This is a genomic window from Rhodococcus sp. 1163 (assembly GCF_002091985.1).
GTDB lineage: Bacteria > Actinomycetota > Actinomycetes > Mycobacteriales > Mycobacteriaceae > Rhodococcoides.
The window spans coordinates 424,834-448,587 of record NZ_MKKX01000017.1 but is presented as its reverse complement, the minus strand read 5'-3'; the positions used below and the strand labels follow the sequence as shown (position 1 = coordinate 448,587).

The 23,754-nt window shown below is 62.5% G+C and carries 23 protein-coding genes, 1 tRNA gene and 1 riboswitch; of the genes, 14 read left to right on the top strand and 10 right to left on the bottom strand.

Going from position 1 to position 23,754, the window contains the following annotated elements; translation table 11 throughout:
• The first annotated feature begins 28 nt into the window (after positions 1-28).
• Complete coding sequence (locus tag BJD99_RS05630; protein ID WP_084345776.1) at positions 29-904, top strand: aldo/keto reductase; 876 nt, start codon at positions 29-31, stop codon at positions 902-904.
• On the opposite strand, the gene BJD99_RS05625 is transcribed toward BJD99_RS05630, so the two are convergent.
• Complete coding sequence (locus tag BJD99_RS05625; protein WP_084345936.1) at positions 901-1,674, bottom strand: GTP pyrophosphokinase family protein; 774 nt, start codon at positions 1,672-1,674, stop codon at positions 901-903. The genes BJD99_RS05630 and BJD99_RS05625 overlap by 4 nt on opposite strands.
• Before the next feature lie 494 nt (positions 1,675-2,168).
• Between BJD99_RS05625 and BJD99_RS05620 the strand changes: the two genes are divergently transcribed.
• A complete protein-coding gene (locus BJD99_RS05620; protein WP_084345935.1) occupies positions 2,169-2,582 on the top strand; it encodes a DoxX family protein in 414 nt (137 codons plus the stop codon).
• Positions 2,583-2,600: 18 nt separating this feature from the next.
• Here the strand turns inward: BJD99_RS05620 and BJD99_RS05615 are convergent, their stop codons facing one another.
• Positions 2,601-4,598 carry a DEAD/DEAH box helicase gene (locus tag BJD99_RS05615; protein WP_084345775.1) on the bottom strand — a complete coding sequence of 666 codons (1,998 nt, stop codon included), beginning with the start codon at positions 4,596-4,598 and terminating at the stop codon, positions 2,601-2,603.
• Positions 4,599-4,823: 225 nt separating this feature from the next.
• On the opposite strand from BJD99_RS05615, the gene BJD99_RS05610 reads away from it, so the two are divergent.
• The 5 genes from BJD99_RS05610 (at position 4,824) to BJD99_RS05590 (ending at position 11,084) form a co-directional block, all read left to right on the top strand.
• Positions 4,824-5,984 (top strand): alpha-hydroxy-acid oxidizing protein, encoded by a 1,161-nt coding sequence (locus tag BJD99_RS05610; protein WP_084345934.1) that lies wholly within the window; start codon positions 4,824-4,826, stop codon positions 5,982-5,984.
• A complete protein-coding gene (locus tag BJD99_RS05605) occupies positions 5,981-7,300 on the top strand; it encodes an alpha-amylase family glycosyl hydrolase (protein ID WP_084345774.1) in 1,320 nt (439 codons plus the stop codon). Before BJD99_RS05610 ends, BJD99_RS05605 begins: the two co-directional genes overlap by 4 nt.
• 111 nt (positions 7,301-7,411) lie before the next feature.
• Positions 7,412-7,501, top strand: a riboswitch (TPP riboswitch).
• 46 nt (positions 7,502-7,547) lie between these two features.
• A complete protein-coding gene (locus tag BJD99_RS05600; RefSeq protein WP_084345933.1) occupies positions 7,548-8,318 on the top strand; it encodes a 3-oxoacyl-ACP reductase in 771 nt (256 codons plus the stop codon).
• A gap of 1 nt (position 8,319) precedes the next feature.
• Complete coding sequence (locus BJD99_RS05595) at positions 8,320-9,591, top strand: LLM class flavin-dependent oxidoreductase (RefSeq protein WP_084345773.1); 1,272 nt, start codon at positions 8,320-8,322, stop codon at positions 9,589-9,591.
• A gap of 38 nt (positions 9,592-9,629) precedes the next feature.
• Positions 9,630-11,084, top strand: coding sequence for a DUF4185 domain-containing protein (locus BJD99_RS05590; protein ID WP_084345772.1), 1,455 nt, complete (start codon positions 9,630-9,632; stop codon positions 11,082-11,084).
• On the opposite strand, the gene BJD99_RS05585 is transcribed toward BJD99_RS05590, so the two are convergent.
• Positions 11,081-11,974 carry an alpha/beta fold hydrolase gene (locus BJD99_RS05585; RefSeq protein ID WP_084345771.1) on the bottom strand — a complete coding sequence of 298 codons (894 nt, stop codon included), beginning with the start codon at positions 11,972-11,974 and terminating at the stop codon, positions 11,081-11,083. The two genes, BJD99_RS05590 and BJD99_RS05585, sit on opposite strands and share 4 nt — an antisense overlap.
• A 143-nt stretch (positions 11,975-12,117) precedes the next feature.
• Here BJD99_RS05585 and BJD99_RS05580 point away from each other — a divergent pair, with 143 nt between their 5' ends.
• Positions 12,118-12,618 carry a hypothetical protein gene (locus tag BJD99_RS05580; protein ID WP_084345770.1) on the top strand — a complete coding sequence of 167 codons (501 nt, stop codon included), beginning with the start codon at positions 12,118-12,120 and terminating at the stop codon, positions 12,616-12,618.
• A gap of 54 nt (positions 12,619-12,672) precedes the next feature.
• On the opposite strand, the gene BJD99_RS21235 is transcribed toward BJD99_RS05580, so the two are convergent.
• The gene (locus tag BJD99_RS21235) at positions 12,673-12,888 is read right to left on the bottom strand and encodes an alpha-isopropylmalate synthase regulatory domain-containing protein (protein ID WP_373270518.1); all 216 of its coding nucleotides are present in this window, start codon (positions 12,886-12,888) and stop codon (positions 12,673-12,675) included.
• Between the two features lie 560 nt (positions 12,889-13,448).
• Here BJD99_RS21235 and BJD99_RS05570 point away from each other — a divergent pair.
• Positions 13,449-14,639: an ATP-binding protein gene (locus BJD99_RS05570; RefSeq protein WP_084345769.1), complete on the top strand. Its 1,191-nt coding sequence runs from the start codon at positions 13,449-13,451 to the stop codon at positions 14,637-14,639.
• A 4-nt stretch (positions 14,640-14,643) separates the two neighbouring features.
• On the opposite strand, the gene BJD99_RS05565 is transcribed toward BJD99_RS05570, so the two are convergent.
• On the bottom strand, positions 14,644-15,762 hold the full coding sequence (locus BJD99_RS05565; RefSeq protein ID WP_084345768.1) for an alkane 1-monooxygenase: 1,119 nt from the start codon (positions 15,760-15,762) through the stop codon (positions 14,644-14,646).
• A 213-nt stretch (positions 15,763-15,975) separates the two neighbouring features.
• Here BJD99_RS05565 and BJD99_RS05560 point away from each other — a divergent pair, with 213 nt between their 5' ends.
• Complete coding sequence (locus tag BJD99_RS05560; RefSeq protein ID WP_084345932.1) at positions 15,976-16,815, top strand: alpha/beta hydrolase; 840 nt, start codon at positions 15,976-15,978, stop codon at positions 16,813-16,815.
• Positions 16,816-16,858: 43 nt separating this feature from the next.
• Complete coding sequence (locus tag BJD99_RS05555; RefSeq protein ID WP_084345767.1) at positions 16,859-17,713, top strand: patatin-like phospholipase family protein; 855 nt, start codon at positions 16,859-16,861, stop codon at positions 17,711-17,713.
• Between the two features lie 8 nt (positions 17,714-17,721).
• Here BJD99_RS05555 and BJD99_RS05550 read toward each other — a convergent pair whose 3' ends face one another.
• Together BJD99_RS05550 and BJD99_RS05545 are read right to left on the bottom strand one after the other, a co-directional pair.
• Positions 17,722-18,597, bottom strand: coding sequence for an amidohydrolase family protein (locus BJD99_RS05550; protein ID WP_179142192.1), 876 nt, complete (start codon positions 18,595-18,597; stop codon positions 17,722-17,724).
• The gene (locus BJD99_RS05545; RefSeq protein WP_084345765.1) at positions 18,584-19,264 is read right to left on the bottom strand and encodes a dienelactone hydrolase family protein; all 681 of its coding nucleotides are present in this window, start codon (positions 19,262-19,264) and stop codon (positions 18,584-18,586) included. Before BJD99_RS05545 ends, BJD99_RS05550 begins: the two co-directional genes overlap by 14 nt.
• Positions 19,265-19,412: 148 nt before the next feature.
• Here BJD99_RS05545 and BJD99_RS05540 point away from each other — a divergent pair, with 148 nt between their 5' ends.
• Together BJD99_RS05540 and BJD99_RS05535 are read left to right on the top strand one after the other, a co-directional pair.
• Complete coding sequence (locus BJD99_RS05540) at positions 19,413-20,387, top strand: NADPH:quinone oxidoreductase family protein (protein WP_084345764.1); 975 nt, start codon at positions 19,413-19,415, stop codon at positions 20,385-20,387.
• Between the two features lie 21 nt (positions 20,388-20,408).
• Positions 20,409-21,077 carry a DUF998 domain-containing protein gene (locus BJD99_RS05535; RefSeq protein ID WP_084345763.1) on the top strand — a complete coding sequence of 223 codons (669 nt, stop codon included), beginning with the start codon at positions 20,409-20,411 and terminating at the stop codon, positions 21,075-21,077.
• A 9-nt stretch (positions 21,078-21,086) separates the two neighbouring features.
• Here the strand turns inward: BJD99_RS05535 and BJD99_RS05530 are convergent, their stop codons facing one another.
• Positions 21,087-21,866 (bottom strand): class I SAM-dependent methyltransferase, encoded by a 780-nt coding sequence (locus tag BJD99_RS05530; protein WP_256895502.1) that lies wholly within the window; start codon positions 21,864-21,866, stop codon positions 21,087-21,089.
• Between the two features lie 117 nt (positions 21,867-21,983).
• On the opposite strand from BJD99_RS05530, the gene BJD99_RS05525 reads away from it, so the two are divergent.
• Positions 21,984-22,060: transfer RNA gene (locus tag BJD99_RS05525), tRNA-Met, on the top strand.
• Between the two features lie 60 nt (positions 22,061-22,120).
• On the opposite strand, the gene BJD99_RS05520 is transcribed toward BJD99_RS05525, so the two are convergent.
• Positions 22,121-22,756 carry an LON peptidase substrate-binding domain-containing protein gene (locus BJD99_RS05520; RefSeq protein ID WP_084345761.1) on the bottom strand — a complete coding sequence of 212 codons (636 nt, stop codon included), beginning with the start codon at positions 22,754-22,756 and terminating at the stop codon, positions 22,121-22,123.
• A gap of 2 nt (positions 22,757-22,758) precedes the next feature.
• Entirely contained in the window at positions 22,759-23,661 is a 903-nt protein-coding gene (locus BJD99_RS05515; RefSeq protein WP_084345760.1) for an alpha/beta fold hydrolase, read from the bottom strand.
• Positions 23,662-23,754 lie beyond the last annotated feature (93 nt).

Sequence of the window (23,754 nt, the reverse complement as noted above, 5' to 3'; positions counted from 1 at the left end):
TCGGAGCCTGCGCAGCGTCAGAACCTGCATGACTACTTCGGACAGTGCCACGCCCGCCGCCGCTTCCGGGACGTTCCGTCTCGGTGGCGACCTCGAGATCAACCGCCTCGGATACGGCACGATGCAGCTGCCGGGCGAAGGCGTCTGGGGAGAGCCGAAGGACCGAGCCGCCGCCATTCGCGTTCTCCAGCGGGCCGTAGAGCTGGGCGTGAACTTCTTCGACACCGCCGACAGCTATGGACCCGAGGTTGCCGAGGACCTACTGCGCGAGGCCCTACATCCCTACCGTGACGACGTCGTCATCGCCACCAAAGCCGGACTGACCCGTCAGGGACCCGGTATCTGGACGCCTGTGGGACGCCCCGCCTACCTGCGCCAGCAGGCAGAATTGAGTCTTCGACGTCTCGGGTTGGACCGAATCGATTTGTTCCAGCTCCACCGAATCGACCCCGAGGTGGCGTTGGAGGACCAGGTCGGTGAGCTGAAGAAGCTGCAGGACGAGGGAAAGATCCGCCACATCGGGTTGAGTCAGGTTTCGGTAGCCGAGGCGGAGGCCGCGCAGAAGATCGCGCCGATCGTGTCCGTTCAGAACCTCTACAACCTCTCCGACCGATCTTCGGAAGAGCTCTTGGACTGGTCCACAGCCAACGGCGTCGGCTTCATCCCGTGGTTCCCCCTGGCAACGGGCAAGCTCAGCGGTGAGGGCAGTCCGTTGTCCACGCTCGCAAAGCAGCACAACGCGTCGCCGTCGCAACTTGCACTGGCTTGGCTGCTGAAGCGTTCGCCGGTCGTGTTGCCGATCCCGGGAACCTCGAGCGTGGAGCACCTGGAAGACAACCTCGCGGGTGCAAGCATAGAACTCACCGACGACGAGTTCGACGCGCTTTCTGCCGCAGGAGCCTAGAGCCGGCCCATACTTCCGTGTTCGAGAAGTGACGCGAGCAGTTCCCGAGGCAACGACAGCGACGGCATCGAGCTGAGCTGAATACTGTCCGGGGCATCGAGATTGCTGCTCTTGATTTCGCCGATCTCGTCGTGCAGATGTTCCATTTTCACGTCGAGTCTGTTCGCACTTTCGGCAGCATCGGTGAGCTCGTCGAGCAGCGTGACGGGGATAGCGCCTCGGTACTTGTAGAAGATCTTGTGTTCCAGGCTTGCCCAGAAGTCCATCGCGATGGTGCGGATCTGGAGCTCGACGAGAACGGGCTGGACTCGGTCCGTCATGAAGACTGGTATCTCGACGATCACGTGAAGACTCTTGTAGCCGTTGGGTTTCGGATTGGCGATGTAGTCCTTGATCTCGATGACCTCGACGTCGCTCTGACTGGTCAGCATGTCGGCGACTCGGTAGGTGTCGGAGATGAAGCTGCAGGTGATTCTGATGCCGGCGATGTCGAAGATGTTCTTGCGAATGTCTTCGAAGGTGAGCGGGCAATTCTTGCGTCGCGCCTTCTCGAGCAGGCTCTCCGGCGTCTTGAGTCGAGATGTCACATGTTCGATCGGCGAATACCGATGTATGTGCGTGAATTCCTCTTTGAGGATATTGATCTTGGTCATCAGTTCGTCGGTGCCGAACTTGTACCCCATCATGAACCGCGTGAAGTCGTTCCGCAGTTGAGCTACCTGCGCAGCGGTCGTATCCAAGGAAGCTGCGCCCGAATCGCTGTTCTGCATAGCTCGATTGTCCACCAATGTCCGGATCGACGCGTCAAGCCCCCGCGCTGGGGTCTTGCCTTCCTGCCCGTGAATCGAAACTTGCATCGCCGCAGCGATCTCCGAGTGGTGGCGTGAAGGTGATGTCGCCGCAGACTCGGCAGGCATGAGTGCGGTGGTGACCGCGGCCGCAGGAGCATGCCCTCGACCCGACCAGCACGGTTCGCGGGCCGAGGGCATGACCGCGCGCGCACCGCAAAGGTGCGTTCTCGGACCATCGATCGCCCGATCGATGGAGCGTTCCTGAAGTATCGGGTCCATCTGATATCGCCATGAAGGCCCCGCTTGCCGAATGGTTTTGGACCGTCCGCGAGTGCTGATTTCCCGGACGGCTCGATGAGAATAGCACGGCAATCGAACGTATGTTCGTAACCAGCCAATGCGATGAGATTTCGCGTGCCGAGGTGTCGATACAAGCAAGTACCGAATTCCCGGCCCGAACATCGGAGAATGCAATGACCACCACCACAACCACCGCACCGCACACCAACTCACCCGTCGCTGCTCGCGTCGGCTGGGTGCTCACCGCGTTGATTGCGATCTTCCTGATTTTCGACGGAGTCACCAAGCTGATGAACGTGCAGGCGGTGAAGGACGCGACCGTGGATCTCGGCCTTCGAGAGGAGATGATGCCCGTCGTCGGCATCGTTCTACTCGTATCGCTTGCCCTGTACTTGGTGCCGCGCACCGCATTTCTCGGTGCCGTGCTGCTTACCGGTTACCTCGGTGGCGCAGTCCTCACCAACTGGCGCGTCGACAAGCCGCTGTTCAGCACCGTGCTGTTTGCGGTGTACGTCGGAATCGTGGTGTGGGGTGCACTGTATCTCCGGGATCCGAAAGTACGGCAGGTCATGCCCTTCGTACGCTGACAAGACTGCAGTCCGGAATCAAATGGCATCCCTGCCGACCTCGAACAACGCTCCCGGCTGATCGGGGTCGGCTCGTGCCGCCAAGAACGCCTCCGGGTCGATCAGATCCGCTTGACCGACGATCGAACCCAGATCGGCAATGCGTTCGACGCCGGTCAGGACCATGTCCTCCTCTACCGTGCCCTCGGCATATCCGTAATAGCAGGTCGAAGTGGTGTGGTTGTGGTCCTTGTCGATGCGATTCGCGCGCCCCTCGATCTGCCGGATCTCGATGGGTGTCCACCGAGGGTCGTGGATGAGAGTGATGCGAGGAGCGGCCGTCGACACCGTCTTCTCGGGCAGCAGCAACTCGTTGGAATGCAGGTTGATCGCACTGGTCGTCGTAGACACGATGACTCGTGCAGCGCCGGTTTGGAATCGGCGGATCTCGACTTCCTGGGCTGCGCTGCTCATACTGCCGTCGACCACCGCGACATCGAGACCCTCGTCCCGGAGGGACTGCGACAACTCGGCGACGGATTCGCGATAGAACATCGACACGAACACCTGATTGCCGTCTCGCACCCACGCGCGGACCTGATCGGCGGACGCGGGAATGCGTAAGTACGAGCACTTTTGGCGTAACCGCAGTGCGGCCGCTCGCGTACTCGGGTTCTTCTGGAGCACCCGTCTACCGCCTACATTCTTCCAGTTCGGCAGTCCGACCTCCTTGCGGTAATCCACCCACGCCGAGTGATAGAGCCGCTTCTGCACAGCCGTCAGCTCCTGGCCGAGAGGCTCGCGCGGCGTGGGCGGCGACGGCCGCGAAATCGACCACGGGACAGCGCCACCGGACAGCCACCGATGGATGGTGCCGATGTCGCGCTCGCGTCGTGCAGCATCCTCGGGCTCCCACCGCCACGTCTTCAGCCCGGTCGTTGCCTTGCCCTCCTTGAGTGCGAAGCCCGACTCCTCGAGGAACGTCGCCCACTGAGCAGTGATGGCGTGTCCGAGGCCTTCGTCGTCACCGATGATCGGCTCCTGCGCGCGACTCTGCTCGATCGCCCGGGCCATGTACGCGAAATGCATCGGTTGATAACCCGGGGTAGCGGACATCCAGACGACGGCGCGAGCAGCCTCCTGGTAGCGCCAGAGGATCTGCGACTGCTGCGACTCGATATTCATCAACGCATGCGATTCGTCGGCCACCACGATGTCGATGTCGAATCGAAGTTCGCCGAGCGTGATGGTCCTCTTGTTCTGCGTTCGCTTGCGTTTGCCCAGATCTACATCTTCGGGGACGGTCAGCAGCTTCTTCGTCGACTGATACGTCACCAGCAGCCAGCGCTTGCGCTCGGACGGATGAATATCGGCCTCGGTGTCGGCGATGGTGCGCCGCCAACCGGGAAGAGCACCTTTGGGGGCGACCACCAGCACTGTTCCGATACTCGGATCCTCCATCTGGCGGACGGCCTCGCACACGGCAAGAGTTTTGCCCAGGCCCGTCGAGTCCATCTGGGCGAAATACGGGAACCCGTTGTCCAACGCGTCGAGATGCCTCCGAACCGACTCGAGCTGCGTCTCGCGCGGCGTCATCGACCTCTCGTGCATCTCCTCGGGCCGCCACTCCTCGTTGGCGTCGTCCTCGATCCAGCGCTGCAGGCTGTACGGCATCGACTCGAACGACGCCAAACCGTCGGGCAGCTCGGTCCCGTAGAACGCGAACACCCGCGGACCCGGATGCCACCGAGCACCGGACGCCGACGCGAGAGCGCGATCCTCGAACGGGACGTCGAGGACCCACACCCGCTCACCAGGGTCCGGCAACCGCAGGTCCGGCGAGACGGTCTTACGGGGTGCACGCTTGCGCGTCGTGGTCCGCTTGGCCGGTGTCCGTTTGGTAGCGGCCTTCTTCGCGGGGGCTTTCTTGGTCGTCGACTGTGCTGCCGTCGACTCCTTGAATTTGCGCGCAGCGGCGCTCTTGCCTGCGCCGATGGTTCTCGCGGTGGTTGTGGGCTTGCGTCTACGAGGTGGCATCGGATCCAGTCTGTCGTACGGTGTCCGAAATACCGTAGAGGACGGCACAGACATCCCTGGGCGGTGTGAACCGTGCACCCTTTGTGCAAACCGAACACCCTCGCTAGGACGTGATCGCGGGGGTGAGGTTCCGAACAAGGGTGCGCGCTTTCCCAACGCGCTCTCTCCACCGCCCGCTCGGTGATGTCCTGCCATATCGCCCGCGACGGCACTACGGTGGTGACCATGAACTTCAGTGACCATCAAATCGGTATATATGCCCAGGGCATGTTCACCGATCAGAGGCCGCAGATCACCACGAACCTGGCCAGGCTGGAGGAGCAGGCCGCTGCCACCCTCAGCCCGGAAGCTCTCGGGTACATCGTCGCCAGCGCGGGTAGCGGCGCCACGGCCCGCGCCAACCGCGATGCGTTCGACGAGTGGCGGATCGCCCCGCGTATGTTGCGGAGTTCAGCGGAACGAGATCATGCGGTCACCGTGCTGGGCACCTCGATGCCCGCGCCGCTGTTGATAGCGCCGGTGGGTGTGCAGACTCTCGCGCATCCGGACGGTGAGCTCGCGACGGTGCGGGCGGCCGCCGAGCTTTCGGTGCCCTACATTCACTCCACTCAGGCTTCGCATTCGTTCGAGCAGATCGCCGAGGCCGGTGGCGACGCCCCCAGGTGGTATCAGTTGTACTGGCCCACAGACGAATCCGTTCTGCTCAGCTTTCTCGAGCGAGCCAAGGCATCGGGATTCACGACGCTTGTACTGACGCTCGACACGACGCTTCTCGGCTGGAGGCCGGCCGACCTCGACCGTGGATACCTGCCGTTCCTGGCGAACCTCGGGATCGAGAACTATCTGACCGACCCGGCATTTCTGGCGGGTCTGGATCAATCGGTCGAAGCGAATCCTGGGGCTGCAGCTATGCACTGGGCGCAGATGTTCCCCAACCCTGGTTTGAACTGGTCGCAGTTGGCGTTTCTGCGTGAGCAGTGGGACGGACCGATCGTCTTGAAGGGAATCTGCACGGTCGGTGACGCCGAAGCAGCTGTCGATCACGGGGCGGACGGGATCGTGGTGTCCAATCACGGTGGGCGCCAGATCGACGGCGCTCGCTCGTCGTTGAGCGCGCTGCCGGAGATCGTCGACGCCGTCGGTGATCAGCTGACGGTCCTGTTCGATTCCGGCGTGCGCACCGGGTCCGACATGGCGAAGGCGCTCGCGTTGGGGGCCGACGCGGTGCTGCTGGGACGGCCGTTCCTGTACGGTTTGGCGCTCGGCGGCCAGGAGGGTGTGGCGCACGTATTACGTTGCATTCTCGCTGAATTCGATCTCGTCACCAGCTTGTCGGGTCATACCGGTGCTGCCGAACTCGGCCGTGAGTCGGTGATCCGGGCATGAGCAGTCAGCCTGCCTGGGTAGACCACGCCATCTGGTGGCACATCTATCCTCTGGGATTCGTCGGCGCCCCGGTCCATGACTGGGACGGCGGTTCGCTCGAGGACGAGCATCGACTGCACCGCATCGTCGACTGGTTCGACTACGCCGTGGAACTCGGGGCGTCGGGAATCGCCCTCGGCCCCATCTTCGCCTCCGCAAGCCACGGATACGACACCATCGATCACCTTCGCATCGATTCACGGCTCGGGACCGAAGCGGACTTCGACGACATGATCCACCAAGCTCATTCACGTGGACTGCGAGTCATGCTCGATGGCGTATTCAACCATGTGGCACAAGCATTTCCGCGGTTCGTGCAGGCGCTCGAAGCAGGGCCGGATTCACCGGAGTCCGAGTGGTTCCACCTGGACTGGTCCGGGGCGAGACCGACGCATCGCAATTTCGAGGGCCACGATGAACTGGTGACGCTCAACCACGACAGCGTCGAGGTCGAGCAGTATGTCGTCGATGTCATGTCGCACTGGCTCGAACGGGGTGCAGACGGGTGGCGTCTCGACGCGGCATACGCTGTGCCGCCGCGGTTCTGGGCGGCGGTCATTCCGAAGGTTCGGCAGAAGTTCCCTGACGCCTACTTCCTCGGGGAGGTCATCCACGGTGATTATGCAGCCATCGTGAAAGCGAGCTCACTCGATTCGGTGACTCAGTACGAGCTGTGGAAAGCGTCATGGAGTGCAATCTCGGAAAGAAACTTCTTCGAGTTGTCGCACGCGCTCGGACGTCACAACGAGTGGCTCGAGACGTTCGTTCCGGCCACGTTCGTCGGCAATCATGACGTGGCTCGCATCGCCAGCACCATCACCGACGAACGCCATCTCGAGCATGCACTCGTGGTTCTGTTCACGGTCGGGGGTATGCCAATGATCTACTACGGCGACGAACAGGGCTTCCGTGGCGCGAAAGAGGAACGTGTCGGCGGTGATGACGAGGTACGGCCGGAATTCCCCAGCAGCAGAGAAGAACTCGCCCCGTACGGTTGGCCGACGTTCCATCTGCATCAGGAACTGATCGGGTTTCGCCGCAGGCATCCCTGGCTCGTCGAGGCGCGCACCGAAACGGTGGAGCTGTCCAATACCGCGATGTTGTACCGCGTCCACTCGGGTGACGAGCAGTTGCACGTGGCGTTGAACCTCGGTGACGACGAGGTGACGTACCGCATCGGCGGCGATGTGTTTGCCGGCGAGATATTGGCCGGCGAAGCACATGCGGGCGGCGGATCCACCAGGATTCCACCCCACGGCTGGGTGGTGCTGCGTTAGGTGCAGGGCGTCATGAGATGGGCCGACGTGCTGAAACCCGACTTGTCCGGTATCTATACGTATTTCTACGATCAAACCTAGACGAGCGGATATTCGGCAAGAGGTACAGTCCTCTTCGACACGGGGTGCCTAACGGCTGAGAACACACCCGTCGAACCTGATCTGGTCAACACCAGCGTAGGGATGTCTGCACTTGGGATACGTGCATGCTCTGCGCGGTGTGGGCCGGAAGAGCGAAAGGCCTGACATGAACATCCAGTCGAAGAAGTTGGACGAGCAGACAGTGCTCGTCACCGGAGCGGGCAGAGGTCTGGGCACCGCGGTAGCCAGGGCATTCGCGCGAGAAGGTGCGCGCGTCGTGGTGAACTATCGCAGCAGCCGAGTCTCGGCGGAGGCGCTGGCGTCGGAGATCGGCGGGGTTGCCATTCAAGCCGACATCACCGACGCCGAGCAGGTGGACGCATTGTTCACCGAAGCCGAAGCGCACTTCGGTTCCTCCGTGACGACGGTGGTCAACAACGCGTTGGCCGACTTCTCGTTCAACGGGGACGCGCGCAGCAAGGCCGACTCGATCACGTGGGACGAGTTCGACGCGCAGTTCCGTGGCACTGTGCGTGGTGCGCTGACGACTACGCAGCGAGCGCTGAAGGGGATGCGCGCAGCAGGATTCGGCCGAATCATCAACGTGGGCACCAATCTGTTCCAGAACCCAGTGGTGCCGTACCACGACTACACGGCATCGAAGGCTGCGCTGTTGTCTCTGACTCGCACTCTCGCAGCGGATCTCGGTGCGGACGGCATCACTGTGAACATGGTGTCGGGTGGCTTGCTGCGGACCACCGATGCCAGCGCAGCCACACCGGAGGAAGTATTCGACCTCATCGCGGCGTCGACGCCTTTGCAGCGAGTGGTGACACCCGAGGAGTTCGCAGATGCCCTGTTGTTCTTCGCGTCTCCGTGGTCGAGGTCGGTGACCGGACAGAATTTGGTCGTGGACGGCGGCTTGGTCAAGGACTGACATGCTGCATCTCAACGCATTCCTGTACGGCTGTGGGCATCACAGTGCAGCGTGGCGTCACCCGAATTCGAGGGTCGAGGACCTCGGCGATATCACCTACTACCAAGAACTCGCGCAGACCGCCGAGCGGGGCAAGTTCGATGCCGTGTTCTTCGCCGACGGACACTCCGTTCGTGATCCGGCAGGCGCGGGCACCTGGTTTCTGGAACCGATCACGGCGCTGACGTCGATGGCCGGAGCGACCACCCATATCGGCCTGGTCACCACCATATCCACGACGTTCTACACCCCGTTTCATGCTGCGCGGTTGCTTGCCTCGCTCGATCACATCAGTGGCGGCCGGGCAGGTTGGAACGTCGTGACCTCGATGTTCGACGCCGAGGCGCGCAATCATGGATTCGAGGACATTCCAGCACGAGCCGAAAGGTACGAGCGTGCAGAAGAATTCGTGAAGGTCGCCCTCTCTCTATGGGACAGCTGGGAACAGGACGCGCTGGTACTGGATCGCGAGGGAATGTATGCGGATCCGGCGAAGGTGCACCCCATCGATCATGTAGGCAAGCACTTTCGGGTGGACGGCCCCTTGACGGTCCCCCGGTCTCCGCAGGGACGTCCGGTGCTGTTTCAGGCAGGCGCGTCGGGACCGGGGCGTGATCTCGCGGCTCGCTACGCGGAGGCGATCTACGCCGTTGCCCATGATGCCGAAGCCGGCGCTGCCTATTATTCGGATGTCAAGCGCCGCATAGACGCTGCCGGACGAGACAGCTCGACCGTCGGAATCATGCCGGGTCTGGTGACGTATGTGGGGTCGACGATGAGCGAGGCCCGTGCGAAGAAGGCCGAGCTCGATGCACTGCTTCCCGTCGAGCAGTCGTTGCGCACGCTGGGGATGTTCGTGGAGCAGGACTGCATCGATTGGGAGCTCGACGCACCGGTTCCTGCTCTTCCACCGATCGAGGAGTTCACCGGGCCGCACGGTCGATACGAGACGATTTTGCGGATAGTCGCCAAAGATGACCCGACTGTCCGTCAACTTCTCGGGACACTCGCAGCAGGTGGAGGGCACGCCACGATGATCGGGACGCCGGAGTCGATCGCCGACGAGATTTCGGAGTGGGTGCGACGAGGAGCTGCCGACGGCTTCAATCTGATGCCACCGCTGTATCCGGACAGTCTCGACGACTTCGTCGACGAAGTCGTGCCAATTCTCCAGTCACGTGATCTCTTTCGTAAGGAGTACTCTTCGCGCTCATTGCGCGAGAATCTGGCATGATGCGCTGGCACGGGTGGTGCATCCGCAGAAGGGGAAGTATGTCGAAGCGAATGGCCGTCGTGAGCGCCGCTGTTGTTCTCGGGTCCGTGGTGATCGTGTACGGGGACAGCGTCCCAGCTGCCGCCGAATCTCTCGTCCCTCCCGGCGCGTGCGCGGCCGACCTGACGAACGAGACCGGGTCACTGGTCCCGGAGGATCTCTCGATTCCGATCCCATTTCCGCAACTCGCACCAGTGCCATACCCAGCACCGACGACGGCCCCGACACGCATCGACCCGGAACCGTTGCCGGCGGACCCCTGCGTGGATCCGTGCCCGGAGCTGACCGATGAGACTCGCGAGCCCACAACGCTCTCGAGCGAATTGAACATTCCCCGGATCGGATTCGAGTTCAAGCCGTTCACCATTCCGATCCCGATTCCCGGGCCCGAAGTGCAGCTTCCGCCTCCTCCCGATCCGGCGTCACCTCCCGTCGAACCGGCGGTCCGAACTCCGGCACCTCCCACGCCGCAGATCGGCAACGTCACCCGTGTTGCCAAACAGACTGGTGCGGGATCGATCAACCGCACCGACAAACGCTGGCAGGTCTACGGAACGGACCTGGGCATGATGTGGGAGAGCGCCCCCGGACAGATAGCGACGGCGTTCGGCGATAGCGTCGGCAAAGGCTTCCATCCCCCTGGAGGCCAGGGCCCTGATTGGCGCAGCAATGTACTCGCTTTCAGCACCGATACCGATCTGTCCGACGGGGTCACCTACGACAGCATGGTGCAGGACAGTCGTTGTCACGCAGCTGAACTGCTCAGCAGTCGCAAGCTCGACAACGTCGAGATCACCACGATTCCTACCTCCGGCTTCGCGCTCGGCGACCGCCAATACATGAGCTACATGTCCATCAGGACGTGGAACAGCATCCCGGGAACCTGGTGGACCAACTACGGGGGGATCGCGTACTCGGACGACGGCGGCTCCACCTGGACGAAGGATCCGTACGCGCAGTGGGACAACATCTTCGGCGTCAGCAAGTTTCAGGTGACGTCGATGGTCCCGCAGGGTGACTACGTATACATGTTCGGCACGCCGAACACCCGGCTCGGCGACGTCGGCGTCGCACGCGTCCCGAAGGACCAGGTGCTGAACAAGTCTGCGTATCAGTATTGGAGCGAGGGTAACTGGACGCCGGTCGGAGGGTATACCGCAGCCTCGACGATCGTGGCGGCCCCGGCAGCGGAACTGTCGGTGCGGTACGACGATGCACGCCAGAGATGGCAGATGACCTACCTCGACACCGCGAAAACGGCTATCACGCTGCGGGAGTCCGACTCTCCGCAAGGGGCGTGGTCCGACGGAGCGCCGATGGTCAGCGTCGCCGACTACCCCGAGCTGTACGGAGGGTTCATGCATCCCTGGTCCACCGGCACCGACCTGTACTTCAACATCTCGACGTGGTCGGACTACAACGTCTTTCAGATGCACGCGGAGTTGACCAACTAGCTCTTTCGCGAATCGATGTACTTCTCGGTGAGCTCGGCGATCTCGACAGCATGAGAGATCGGTGACCAATGACCCGCGTGAATATCGTTGCGAGTCAAGTTCTTCACCCATTTTCCAGTGTCTTCGTAATGATCGGGACGCACCGCGAGGTCCTCGGTGTTGACGATCAAGTGCACCGGGATGGCGATGAATCGATCCCGCGGCTTCATCAGGCGCGGTAAGAGGTTCGCGCGATACAGGTTCACCCCGTTGGTCGCGTCGGAGAACAATGTGGGGTTCTCGGTGACCAGTGACGGGTCGACGCCGGAGAATTCTTGCAGGAATGTAGGCCAACCCTTGGCGAACTGGCGTCGAATTCGCAAAGTGGAGAGGCCGGGTATGTGGAAGGTGACGGTGTACCAGGATGCGCGCGTCTGGGCGAGGACTTGCTTGACGTTATTCCAGCTCGGCGTGGCCAGCCGCGACCGCGACCACTTGCCGAGATGATCCAGGTTCGGACCCGAAATGGAAGTGTACGAACGGATTCGGTCTTCCGCATGGGGTTCGCCGGCTGCTTCCCACACGGTGACGGCGCCCCAGTCGTGCGCAAGGACGTGAACCGGTGCGTTCGGGCTGACTGCGTCGACGACAGCATAGAAGTCCGAGGCCAGATTGGCGAGTCGATAGGCCGAGCGTTCACGCGGAACCGTACTTTCGCCTGCGCCACGCGCGTCGTAGCTGACGATGCGGAAGCGCGCGGTGAGTCGTGGAACGATGTGACTCCACATCTCGTGGGTGTCCGGCCAGCCGTGGACGAGAACGATGGTCTCGCCGTCCGGATTGCCGGTCTCGTAGACCGCCAGTGACATTCCCTCGTTGACCACGGTTGTGCGGGTCACGGTTTCGCTCATCGGGTGGTACGTCCTTTTCGGTCTCGGTTGGGGCGTCACACTCTGTCGAAGATTACTATAAGTACCGGTTACATGTAAATGGATTGTCGGTGCAAGGTGGGAGGATTGTCCAACCTCTTCGCCCAACAAAAGGAACCCTCGAGATGTGGCCCAACGACTGGCCCGCGACACCCCGAGCTATCGCGACCTCCACCGAGGAGGCGCTTGCTGCCGCTCGTGCGCGCTCGGAGGATGCCTATCGCGACGCCGTGGCCGACGTGGAGTCCGAGGACGCGGCGCAGGTCGGTCTGGTGCATGCCGAGATCATCCGAGCGCTGCTCGAAGAACTGCATCCCGACGGGCTGATCGGCGACGATGTTCAGGATGTGCTGGCGCGGACAGTGCGCTCGGCATCGGAATGGTTCGGCGACCTCGATGTCGATGGATTCGTAGAAGTGCTCACAGGTGCGCTCGGGGTCGCGGACACCGAGGCTGTACGTCCGCGACCCCGAGCAGGTCATGCGTTGTTGATCATTGCCGAGCTGTCCAGTCCCACCCGGCGTGCGGCAGACGGACAAGGTGCGCATGCCTCGACGTCGAGTGAGGTCTATATCCGGCGGGCGATCGAGGAGATAGCGCGTTCGCAGACCATCGAAATGCCCTAGTGCTCTCTACCGAGATCTAGCCTGTCGACAAGAGTGCAGTAGAAGGTCGGAGAGTTACCCGTGCAACATGTTGGCCGCACCGATGACGGCTCGGATGGACGAGCTCGTGCCGTCCCCGTCCATCGCCATGGACCACGCGCGGCGGCCGTCGAATTCGCAGAGGACGAAGGTGGCGATCTTGGCGGCATGTATGCCGTTCTCGGAAACGGTCTGCTGGTGAAAGTTCAGGATTTCGATATGGAAACCTGCGTCGTACAACATCGAGGTCAGGGCATCGATCGGGCCGTGAGACGTTGCTGTTGTCGTGTGGATCGCGTTCCCGACGCCGAAGGTCGCGTCGAATCTCGTCTGTCCACCAGGGCCGGGCTGGGCGACCAGCTGCCCAGTCTGATGGGCCCGGTGCGTGCGCCGAAGCGCTGCAAGAAAGCAGCCCAGCTCATGTTCGCGGCCTGGTCACGAAGGTCGCGCGGTAGTGGTGCGCCATAGCGGGCAGCGAAGCAGTCGCTCGAGAAAGTGGTGGAAGAGAGAGTATTCATGTCGGTGGTTCTCCGAAAGCGAAGGGAGGACCGAGATAGCACGACGACCCGCAGCGAGGGGTCGGTCCGAATTAGACCCCGCTACGGCGGCGTACTACGAGAAGGTGTTCCACAGAGTCCAATGTAGGCGCAGTTTCCGCTCTCGTGCAACCGTGTAGTCGAGTCTATCGAAATCTAGGACATTGTGAAGACTCGTCGATACAAGCCGAGAGGGTCGCTAGCCGTCCATACCGGCGTCTAGGACACGCGCTAGATGTGCCGATACTTTGCTATGACGGTTGTTATCTTGACCCCATGGACCCCGTGCGTAATCCCTACGCTCCGGGCGCAGGCCAGCGCCCACCCGAACTTGCAGGCCGCGAGAAGCAACTCGACGCGTTCGACGTCGTGCTCGAGCGGATCACTCGCGGTAAACCGGAGCGAAGTGTGGTCCTGACGGGGTTGCGCGGCGTGGGCAAGACCGTTCTGCTCAATCATCTTCGCTCGGCCGCGGTCGCACGCGGTTGGGGAACCGGCAAGATCGAGGCAAGGCCGGATCAAGAATTGCGTCGACCGCTCTCGTCTGCGCTGCACATGGCTGTTCGCGGCATTGCTGCCGCGCATCGCGATCCGGAGAGGGTCGACGAATTCCTCGGTGTACTCAAAGCCTTCGCCTTGCGTGCCTCCGCCGACAAGGGGATGCGTGAACGTTGGCAGCCCGGTATCGATGTTCCCGCGCTCAGCGGCCGGGCGGATTCCGGGGACATCGAGATCGATTTGGTGGAACTGCTGCTCGACGCGTCGGTGCTGGCCGGTGACGTCGGCGTCGGCATCTCGATATTCATCGACGAAATGCAGGATCTGGGGCCGGCCGACATCTCGGCGCTGTGCGCGGCCTGCCATGAGCTCAGTCAAGATGCGGCGCCGCTCATCATCGTCGGAGCAGGTCTTCCGCACCTCCCCGCTGTGTTGTCGGCGTCGAAGAGCTACTCCGAAAGACTGTTCAGCTACCACCGGATCGGGCGGCTCGAGCGGAAGGCTGCCGATCTCGCGTTGATCGCTCCTGCTGATCGCGAGGACGTGGAATTCACGACCGAGGCACTCGACGCGCTCTACGAGGCGGCGGATGGATACCCGTACTTCGTTCAGGCCTACGGCAAGGCGACATGGGATCTGGCGCCCGAGAGTCCGATCACGGCAGAGGACGTGCGGGTTGCAGCCCCGACGGCCGAGGAGGAACTTGCCGTCGGATTCTTCGGGTCTCGCTACGAGCGCGCCACCCCTGCCGAGCGTGAGTACATGCGAGCTATGGCCGATCTGTCCAGCGACGACACCTCGGTACCGACGTCTGCGGTGGCGACGGAGTTGAAGCGCAAGCCGGCATCGTTGTCGCCTGCTCGTGACGGACTGATCAAGAAGGGTCTGATCTACTCCGCCGAGCGCGGGACCATCGCGTTCACCGTCCCGCACTTCGGGCGGTATCTGCGGGCTCAGACCGACGAGTAGCGGGTCAGCTGTTGATCCGGGACATGTCCCCGTCGTAGAAGTCGATCAATCTCTGATCCATCACTTTTCGCCACAATGGCGGGATCAATGCGCAGAAGATCATCACCGCGTAACCGGCTGGGAGCTGGGGGGATTCGTCGACGGTCCGAAGGGATTGGTAGCGGCGGGTCGGGTGAGCGTGGTGATCGCTGTGCCGCTGGAGGTGGTACAGAAAAAGATTGCTCCAGAGATGGTCGCTGTTCCAGCTGTGCCGGTGATCGGTTCGTTCGTACTTGCCGTTGCTCTTCTTCTGCCGCAGCAAGCCGTAGTGCTCGAGGTAGTTGGCGGCCTCGAACAGAACGATGGCGATTACTGCCTGTATCAGGAGGTACGGCGCAACCTGCCAGCCGAAGACCCCGATGAGGACCGCGAACAACACGAGTGAGATCGCGGCGGCATTGAACAGGTCGTTGTGGGCGGACCATTTCGCGGAACCGACCCGGTGCAGACGACGTTGCTCGAGGCTCCAGGCCGAGGTGAGGCCGCCGATTATGCTACGAGGCAGAAATTTCCAGAAACTTTCTCCGTAACGCGCCGACGCAGGGTCTTCGGGGGTGGCGACGCGAACATGGTGGCCATGATTGTGCTCGACGTAGAAGTGTCCGTAAAACGCCTGTGCGAGTGTGACCTTGGACAACCACCGTTCGACGTTTTCGCGCTTGTGTCCGAGTTCGTGAGCAGCGTTGATGCCCACACCGCCAACGATCCCGATGGTGACGGCGAGTGCCAACCGCTCGGGAACTCCGAGTGGCCCGTAGGCCCAGAGATAGCATGCGGCAACCAAACCCGCGTATTGAAGCGGTATCAGTAGGTACAGGCACCAGCGGTAGTACTTGTCGTTCTCGAGGGCTCGCGCAGCCTCGAGTGGTGGGTTGGTCCGGTCGACCCCGGCGAAGACGTCGATCAGTGGGATGACGATTCCCATGATCAACAGGCCGAGGAGCCAAAAGGCGCCTGGGCCCAGCACTGTGACCAGTCCCCAGGCCAGAAACGGGCTCAACGGAATGACCAGACCGAGCGGCCAGAGGTAGCGCTTGGGGTCTCGCCACCGCGCACCGGGCAGCGCCTCGGAAGGAGCATTCATAGAGAGTGGAGCACGCCCTTTCGCTACATCAACCAAAACTTCCGAGCAACCTACGATAAAACGGTAACAGCAAATTGTCAGCAAACCTCACGTCAGCCGATCCCCTGCAATTCGGCACCACCTCGTGATCGGATGGGGACGCCGTCTTTCTCCGAGAAGAAGACCGCCTTTCAGATCGCTGAAGTTCAGCGTCGTAGACAAGGAGAGATACACGTGAAACGCACCGAGGCATCGTTCAGTGGCGTGCATGGAACCAAGATCGTGTACGACGTCTGGACGCCCGAAGATCTCCAGCCGTCGGCGATCCTGGTGCTCTCACATGGGCTCGGTGAACACGCGGGCCGCTACCACCACGTCATCGAACGTCTCGGTACGCTCGGTCTCGTCGTCTATGCGCCCGATCATCGTGGGCACGGAAGATCCGGTGGCAAGCGGCTCGAACTGAAGAAGTGGTCGGACTTCGTCGACGACCTGCACGAGGTCTTTCGAATCGCCGGTGCGGCTTACCCCGGTACTCGGAGTTTTCTGCTCGGTCACAGCATGGGTGGTGCGATCGCCCTGTCGTACGCCCTCGAGTACCAAGACGAGCTCGATGCGCTGATGCTGTCCGCCCCCGCGGTCGTCCTCGGTGACAGCACTCCGAAAATTCTGATTCCGATCGGCAAGATACTGGGCAAGATCGCGCCGAGCTTGCCGGTTCAGGAACTCGACTCGGCGGCGGTGTCGCGTGATCCGGCCGTCGTGGCCGCGTACAACGCCGACCCTCTCGTCTACCACGGCAAGATTCCAGCCGGGCTGGCCAGCGGATTGGTCGGCGCCATGGAGAGTTATCCCGCGCGGCTGCATACCCTCACGCTCCCGGTTCTTCTGCAGCACGGCAGCGCGGACAAACTTGCCGACATATCGGGCAGTCGCTCGATCGCCGAATCCGCCGGATCGACCGACCTGACCCTCGAGGTGTACGACGGGCTCTACCACGAGATCTTCAACGAACCCGAGCACGATCGCGTCCTCGACGACCTGATCGCCTGGCTGTCGCCGAGAGTCGCGTGAGCCGGTAGATTCTACCCAGGCTACGAAAGACGAGGGTTGCACGTTGCGTACAGCATTGGTTCTCGGCGGTGGAGGGGTTGCCGGCATCGCCTGGCAGACCGGTTTGTTGCACGGTATGGCCTGCGCGGGTGTCGACGTGACGGCCCCGGGGTGGTCCGACATGGTCCTCGGCACGTCAGCTGGATCGACCGTGGCAGCTCAGGTGACCAGCGGTACTTCGCTCGGCGATCTCTACGCGCGGCAGATCGATCCGGCCCTGCAGGTAGACGAGCTGAGGGCGGACGGTTCCTTGACGGACGTCCTCGACCTGTTCGCTCGGGCAACCGAGCGGGCAGGGGGGAACGAGCAGGAGTTCGCCCGGCTGGTCGGTGCCGCTGCGATCGCTGCTCGAACCGTTCCAGAGGCCGAACGACGCGCCGTCATCGCGCAACGGCTCCCCTCACACCGATGGCCCGACCGCGATCTTCGTGTGGTTGCTGTCGACGCCGTGACCGGACGCCATCGAGTGTTGGATCGAGGCTCGGGAGTGCAACTGGTCGACGCCGTGGCCGCGAGTTGCGCGATCCCCGGAATGTGGCCGCCGGTCACCATCGGCGATCACCGCTATGTCGACGGCGGGGTCCGATCCGATGAAAATGTGGATCTGGCAGTCGGTTTCGCACGTGTACTGGTGCTGAAGGTCGGTCTCGTCGAACCCTCGGACGGAAAGTTCGAGCGTGAGCGTGCACTTCTGATCGCGCGCGGATCCGCTGTGGAACTCGTGCAACCCGACGAAAACGCTATCGCGGCAATCGGCCCCGACCCGACGGATCCGGCCAGGCGAGCCGACACCGCCGAAGCGGGGTTTGCCCAGGGTGGCCGGATAGCCGATGCGATAAGCGCATTCGAAATGAGCTGAGCCTTTCCCTACAGGAACAGGCTCGCTCCGTTTCGGTAGCACACGTCCGAGACCCACTCGTCTCCCAGATCGAGGCGAGCCACCGCGGTCAGTGCGTCCAGATACGGATACGGGATGTTGGGGAAGTCGCTCCCGAACAGTATGCGGCCCTGAAGATCTATCAGTTTCGGTCGTCCGGATTTCGGGAACGGCCAAGACGCTTCCGAGAAATCGGTGAACGCCATGGTCGTATCGAGTCGCACGTTCGGATACTGCAACGCCATCTCGAGAAACTGAAGGTATTCGGGCATTCCCATGTGGGCGATGATCAGCGGAAGTCGCGGAAAGCGTTGCAGTAGCGTGGCAATCGATTCCGGACCGGTGTGTGGTCCGGAAGCCGGCCCCGAACCGCAATGGATCACAACGGGTATCGCCGCGTCCTCGATGATCCCCCACACGCCGTCGAGCAGTGGATCGTTCGGCGGGTAGTTCCCGACCTGTATGTGTGACTTGAAAATTCGGGCGCCGGACGCCACCGCAGATTCGACGTACTGCGTGGCACCTTCCTCGGGGTAGAACGTTGCGGTGTGCACGCAATCGGGCACCCGCTGCGCGAACTGTGTGCCCCACGAGTTCAGCCACTCCGCCATGCCTGGCTTGTGCGGGTAGATCATCGAGGTGAACCCCCGTACACCGAACTCGCGCATCATCTCGATACGCGTGTCCTCGTCCTCCCGGTATGTGATCGGCCAGGCCATTCCGGTGAGCGGGCCCGCGGAGTCGAAGTACGTCCAGACCTTGTCCATGACGTTCTTCGGCATGAAGTGGGTGTGGACATCGAAAAGTCCGGGCAATCCGAGGTCCGCCCAGAAGGACCGGATCTGCTCGGTTTCAGTGGGCGACATGGCCGTCGAACCATTCGAGTGTCTTCGTCCAGGCGTCGGCTGCGGCCTCGGGATTGTAGACCGCGGGACGGTCGTTGCAGTTGAATCCATGCTCGCCCTGGGCGTATCGGGTGATGCCGGTCGACACTGGTGACGTCGCTACCGCGGTGCGCAATTGTTCGACCTCGTCGATGGGAATTCCCTTGTCCAGGTCGCCGAAGAACCCGTGCCAGGGCGTCTGCAACGCATCGGCGACCGACAACATTGCCGGATATCCGAAGCGTCCCTTCGAGATCCCGCCGCCATAGAACGTCGCGGCGGCGCCGACAGCGCGTCGTACAGCGGTCTGGAAGGTGACCGATCCGCCCATGCAGAATCCGACGATCGCAGTCTGCTGTGGCTCGAATCCGAGTTCGGCCAAAGCCGAGAATCCGGCGTCCACATCGGAATCGACCTCGCTTGCCTTCAGTGCGCCGATGGCTGCCATGGCCGGGTCCATATCGTCGTACGCGATGATCTGGGTTTGTTGTCGATGGAACAGATGGGGCGCGGTGGCGACCCAGCCGGCGTCGGCGAATCGTTGGCAGATATCGACGATGTGGTCGGTGACGCCGAAGGCCTCCTGAACTACGACGACACCGCCGCGAGGGGTTCCGGAAGGCGTAACAGTGGTGAGGGGGGTGGACATACCTCGATTGGACCACCTCGGCCGATCCATCTCCGCTCCGGCCTCCCCCGGCCGGGTCCGCGCTCCTCACGCCGGTTTTGTACCGTGGGTCACACGGCGCTTCGCGCCCTGATCGAAAAGGGATCTTTTCCCAACGAGAGGACAGTTCATGCGTGCGGTGCACATCACGAAGCTGGATGGACCGGATTCGGTCGAGATCGTCGACGTCGACGAACCGGCCGACGACGGGAAGTCCGTGCTGATCGACGTACACGCCGCCGGGGTCGCCTTCCCGGACGCTCTGCTGACTCGCGGGCTCTACCAGTACAAGCCCTCGTTGCCGTTCGTGCCGGGCAGTGAGATAGCGGGCGTCGTTCGGTCGGCACCCGAGGGATCCGGGTTCACCGCAGGTGATCGCGTCGCCGCCTTGACCGGACTGTCCGACGGTATGGCCTCGGTCGCCGCCGTGGCCCCGGAGACCGTCTTCGCGCTCCCGGAGGCCGTCTCGTTGACGGCAGGCGCCGGACTGTTGTTCAACGATCTGACGGTGCATTTCGCGCTACGTGAGCGCGGACGTCTCACCGAGGGCGAAACGGTTCTCGTGCACGGCGCCGCGGGAGGCATCGGTACCTCCGCGCTGCGGATGGCTCCGGTTCTGGGCGCTGCACGGGTTATTGCCGTCGTCAGCTCGGAAGCGAAGGCCGAGATCGCGCGGGCCGCGGGCGCCACCGACGTCGTGCTCGTGGACGGATGGAAGGACGCGGTGAAGGCACTCACCGGAGGCAAAGGCGTCGACATCGTCGTCGATCCCGTCGGCGGTGACCGGTTCACCGACAGCATTCGCAGTCTTGCGCCGTCGGGTCGGATCCTGGTGATCGGGTTCACCGGCGGTGAGATCCCGACGGTCAAGGTCAACCGACTGCTGCTCAACAACGTCGACGTCGTGGGAGTGGGCTGGGGCGCATGGTGGATGACGCGTCCGGGCTACCTGAAGCAGCAGTGGGCCGAGGTCGAACCATTGCTCGCCTCGGGCAAGCTGACTGCACCCGAGCCGTCGGTGTTCCCGCTCGAGAAGGCGGGTGAGGCAATTGCTTCTCTCGAAAATCGAACCGCCGCAGGCAAAGTCGTCCTGACGCTCAGCTAGTCCGGCCGATCGACCTCGCGGGTGTGCGCCGACGCGGCCACCTCCGCGGGGAAGACGTTCTCGAAGACGAACGGATCGGTTCCCAGCCCTGAGGAGTACGACATTCCACGTAGGAAAGCACGCGCTGCAGGCCTGCTCTTCGCCTTCGCCTCGCTGCAATATCTGCTGCTCGAGGCGTTGACCGCCTCACGATCCGAGGGCTACCGGTACGCCTATGACACCGTCAGCGATCTCGGCGTGCCGACAACATCGGACACCTCGTGGCTGATGAACGTCGCATTCTGCGTGTCCGCGATCTCGGTGCTGGCTGCGGGCATCTGTTCGGCATCGCTGCTCGGACGTCGGCGATGGGTGTATCTCGGAGCAATAGCCGCCTACTCCCTCGGCAGCGTGCTCGTTGCCGTCGTACATGCCGGTGACGGAAATACACACATTATCGGTGCGGTTCTGGCGATCGGCGCCGGAAACATCATTGCCCTGCTCGTCGGCACGGGTGTTCCAACCTGCCCGCGTTGGTACTCGAGGGGCAGTGTCGGATTGGGGGTGCTCGGTTTCGTTGCTTCCGGTCTGCTGATCGCCGGTGTCGGCCCAGTGGGTGTGATGGAGCGCGCGTCGATCTACACGTTCACCGGCTGGGAGCTGCTCACCGCGGCAGCGCTCGGGTTGGTTGTTGCGCGCACGAGGCATTAGCGGTTCGTTTTACACCGTTCCCCGAGCGAACCACGCGCGGGCTTCCACCGTGAAGGGCTGCTCCGGGCGGTCGAAGGTGTTCAGGCAGGCCAATCGAAGGGCTTCGCGGCCACTGTCGTCGAGTGTCTCGAGGTAGGCACCGTGCGGGCCGATACCGAGGGTGAACGGCTCCCACCAGTCGTCGAAGTCAGCGTACGAGCCGCGGGCCGTGAGCGCGCCGTCCTCGACATCGGTGAGGCCGGCCTCGCGGAACACCGCAGCAATCTCCCCTGCGGTGTCGCCGGTCAGCTTCATCCTGTCGTTGACAGTGGGGTCTGCGGCGACCATGAACTGGCCGAGGATCCGCATAGCGGGCATCCCGGCGCGGTCCCATTGACACGCTGCCACCGTCCCGCCAGGCCTGGTGACGCGGGCCATTTCGCGCACACCGGCCACCGGGTCGCGCATGAACCCTATGACGAGACTCGCCAGCGCAGCATCGAACGAGTCCGTGTCGAAGGGCAGGCGCTCGGCGAAGCCCCCGCGGACATCGACGCCCGGATTGCGGGCTCGACAAGCCTCGACGAAAGGTGCAGAAGGATCGATCGCCGAGACCCCTGACGCGCCGACTCGCGACACCAGCTCACGCGTCAAACCGCCGGGGCCACAGCCGATGTCGACGACGTGCATGCCCGTCGTGACGGGGACTGCATCGGCGAATGTCGGTGCCAAGGTAGGCAGATAGCGTCCGATCAACCGGTCGTAGCCCGCTGCCGGCGCTGCGAACATCCGAGAAGTCTCATCGTTCATGGCTCTCATCCTCCGCCCGAGCGCGTCATAAGGGCAATCGCATCGGCTACTGAGTCGGTGGTTGACCTGGTGATTGGGCGATCCGCTCCGAGGCATGTAGTGTTGGTTTCACACCGACGCGGGGTGGAGCAGCTCGGTAGCTCGCTGGGCTCATAACCCAGAGGTCGCAGGTTCAAATCCTGTCCCCGCTACCAATGTCAGAAAAGAACCAGTACCTTCGGGTACTGGTTCTTTTCTGTGTCTGTTTGCGCCGGTCAGCTCAATCTGAACTTGACGATGTCGGTGACGTTGTCGACAGCGTCGACGAGTACTCGTAGACGCTCGGACGGGCCGGGTGCCTCCAGGACGTCCTGACGGTCGGCCTGCCCCATCGGTACCTGTGCGGCAAGGGTGAACAAGCGTTCACCTGCCTCGGCAGGAAGAGCGGAGAAACTCGGATCAGGCGGTGGCGCAGCACCTTCGGCCCGTGCCAGGTTGCCGATCAATGCGTACAGCTCAGAAATCTTGTCCTGTAGTGACTCGAACTCGGATTCGAGCGGCGGAGCGTCCGCGTTCTCGTCGGCCCACACACGAAGATCAGCGCGCGGGTAGGGGTCGTCCTCCAGCCACGCGTCGATTCGAAGTCTTTCGTTCCCTACACATTCCACGTAATGCCTGCCATCACCGACCTCTTCGTGGGCGACGATGTGAGCAGCCGTTGCAATATGGTGGCGCACATCTCCGCCCCCGGACTCTTTCCCTCGCGCAATCAGCACAACCCCGAAACTGGGGTCCTCCATGGCGAGACAAGCGGCCAAGAGTTCCTGGTAACGCGGCTCGAAGATGTGCAGAGGAAGACGCTCCCCTGGCAGCAACACGCTGCCGAGTGGAAACATTGGCCACAGCGACATTGTCAGTCCGACACTGCAGTTGTCGGTGCTGCCTCGACCGGGGAGTTCGCGGTGAGAAATTCGTCGAGAACGCGGAAGAAAAGATCCGGCTCGTCCAGCTGCGGGAAATGTCCTGCGTCGGAGAAGATCTCGACACGGCTATTGGGCACTTCCCGCCTGATGTTGTCGGCATGCGAAGCCGGAATCATGCGGTCCTTGCCACCCCAGATCAGTAGCGATGGGATCGATTCGAATTTCTCGAAGTGCTGCTTGGCGCTGACCGTCTGTCCACGCGGGCCGACGACTGCGCGCGTGGAGGCAAGGAAAGCTTCGCGGGTCTGTCGGTCGGACACCGACTTGAACGAGCGCCACGTTTCCGCCATGCTCGCACCCGGCCGTACCGGAAGCCCCCATTTGTTCAACTGCCCCATGACGCTCTCGGCATTCTTGCGTACCCAGTCGGACGCCAAAACCGGAAGAACGAGCTCACTGCCGGGCAAGGTGGCGGCCTTGAGAAGCAGGCTCACTTCGGTGCCGAGACCGCCGCTGCTGACGAGCACCAACCGCTCGACCAACCCCGGGAACAGGTAGACGGCCTGCATGACGATCCCGCCGCCCAGCGAATGGCCGACCATCGACGCGGACTTGATGTTCAGATGTTCGAGCAGATCGCGGATCGTCGCAGCATGCGAGCTGAGTGAATAGTCTCCGGACGGCTTGTCGGATCGGCCGTGGCCGAACAGATCGGGCGCGATGACACGGTGCCGCGCCGACAGGCGTTCGATTTGCCCTGCCCAGGACTCGTTCGATCCCAGCAGACCATGCACCAGCACGATGGGTGGACCATCGCCGACGTCGACATAGCGAAGTACGTCTTTGTGCAGTTCGACCGAGGCCATTGGGTAACGCGGTGAGTCCATGTTCATGGGTCGAGAGCCTCCCGGCTGCGTTGCTACAGCATCGAAAACCAACGTACGCGTATCGGGGGACCGAGGACAGCTCATCGAGTCCTGCGTCAC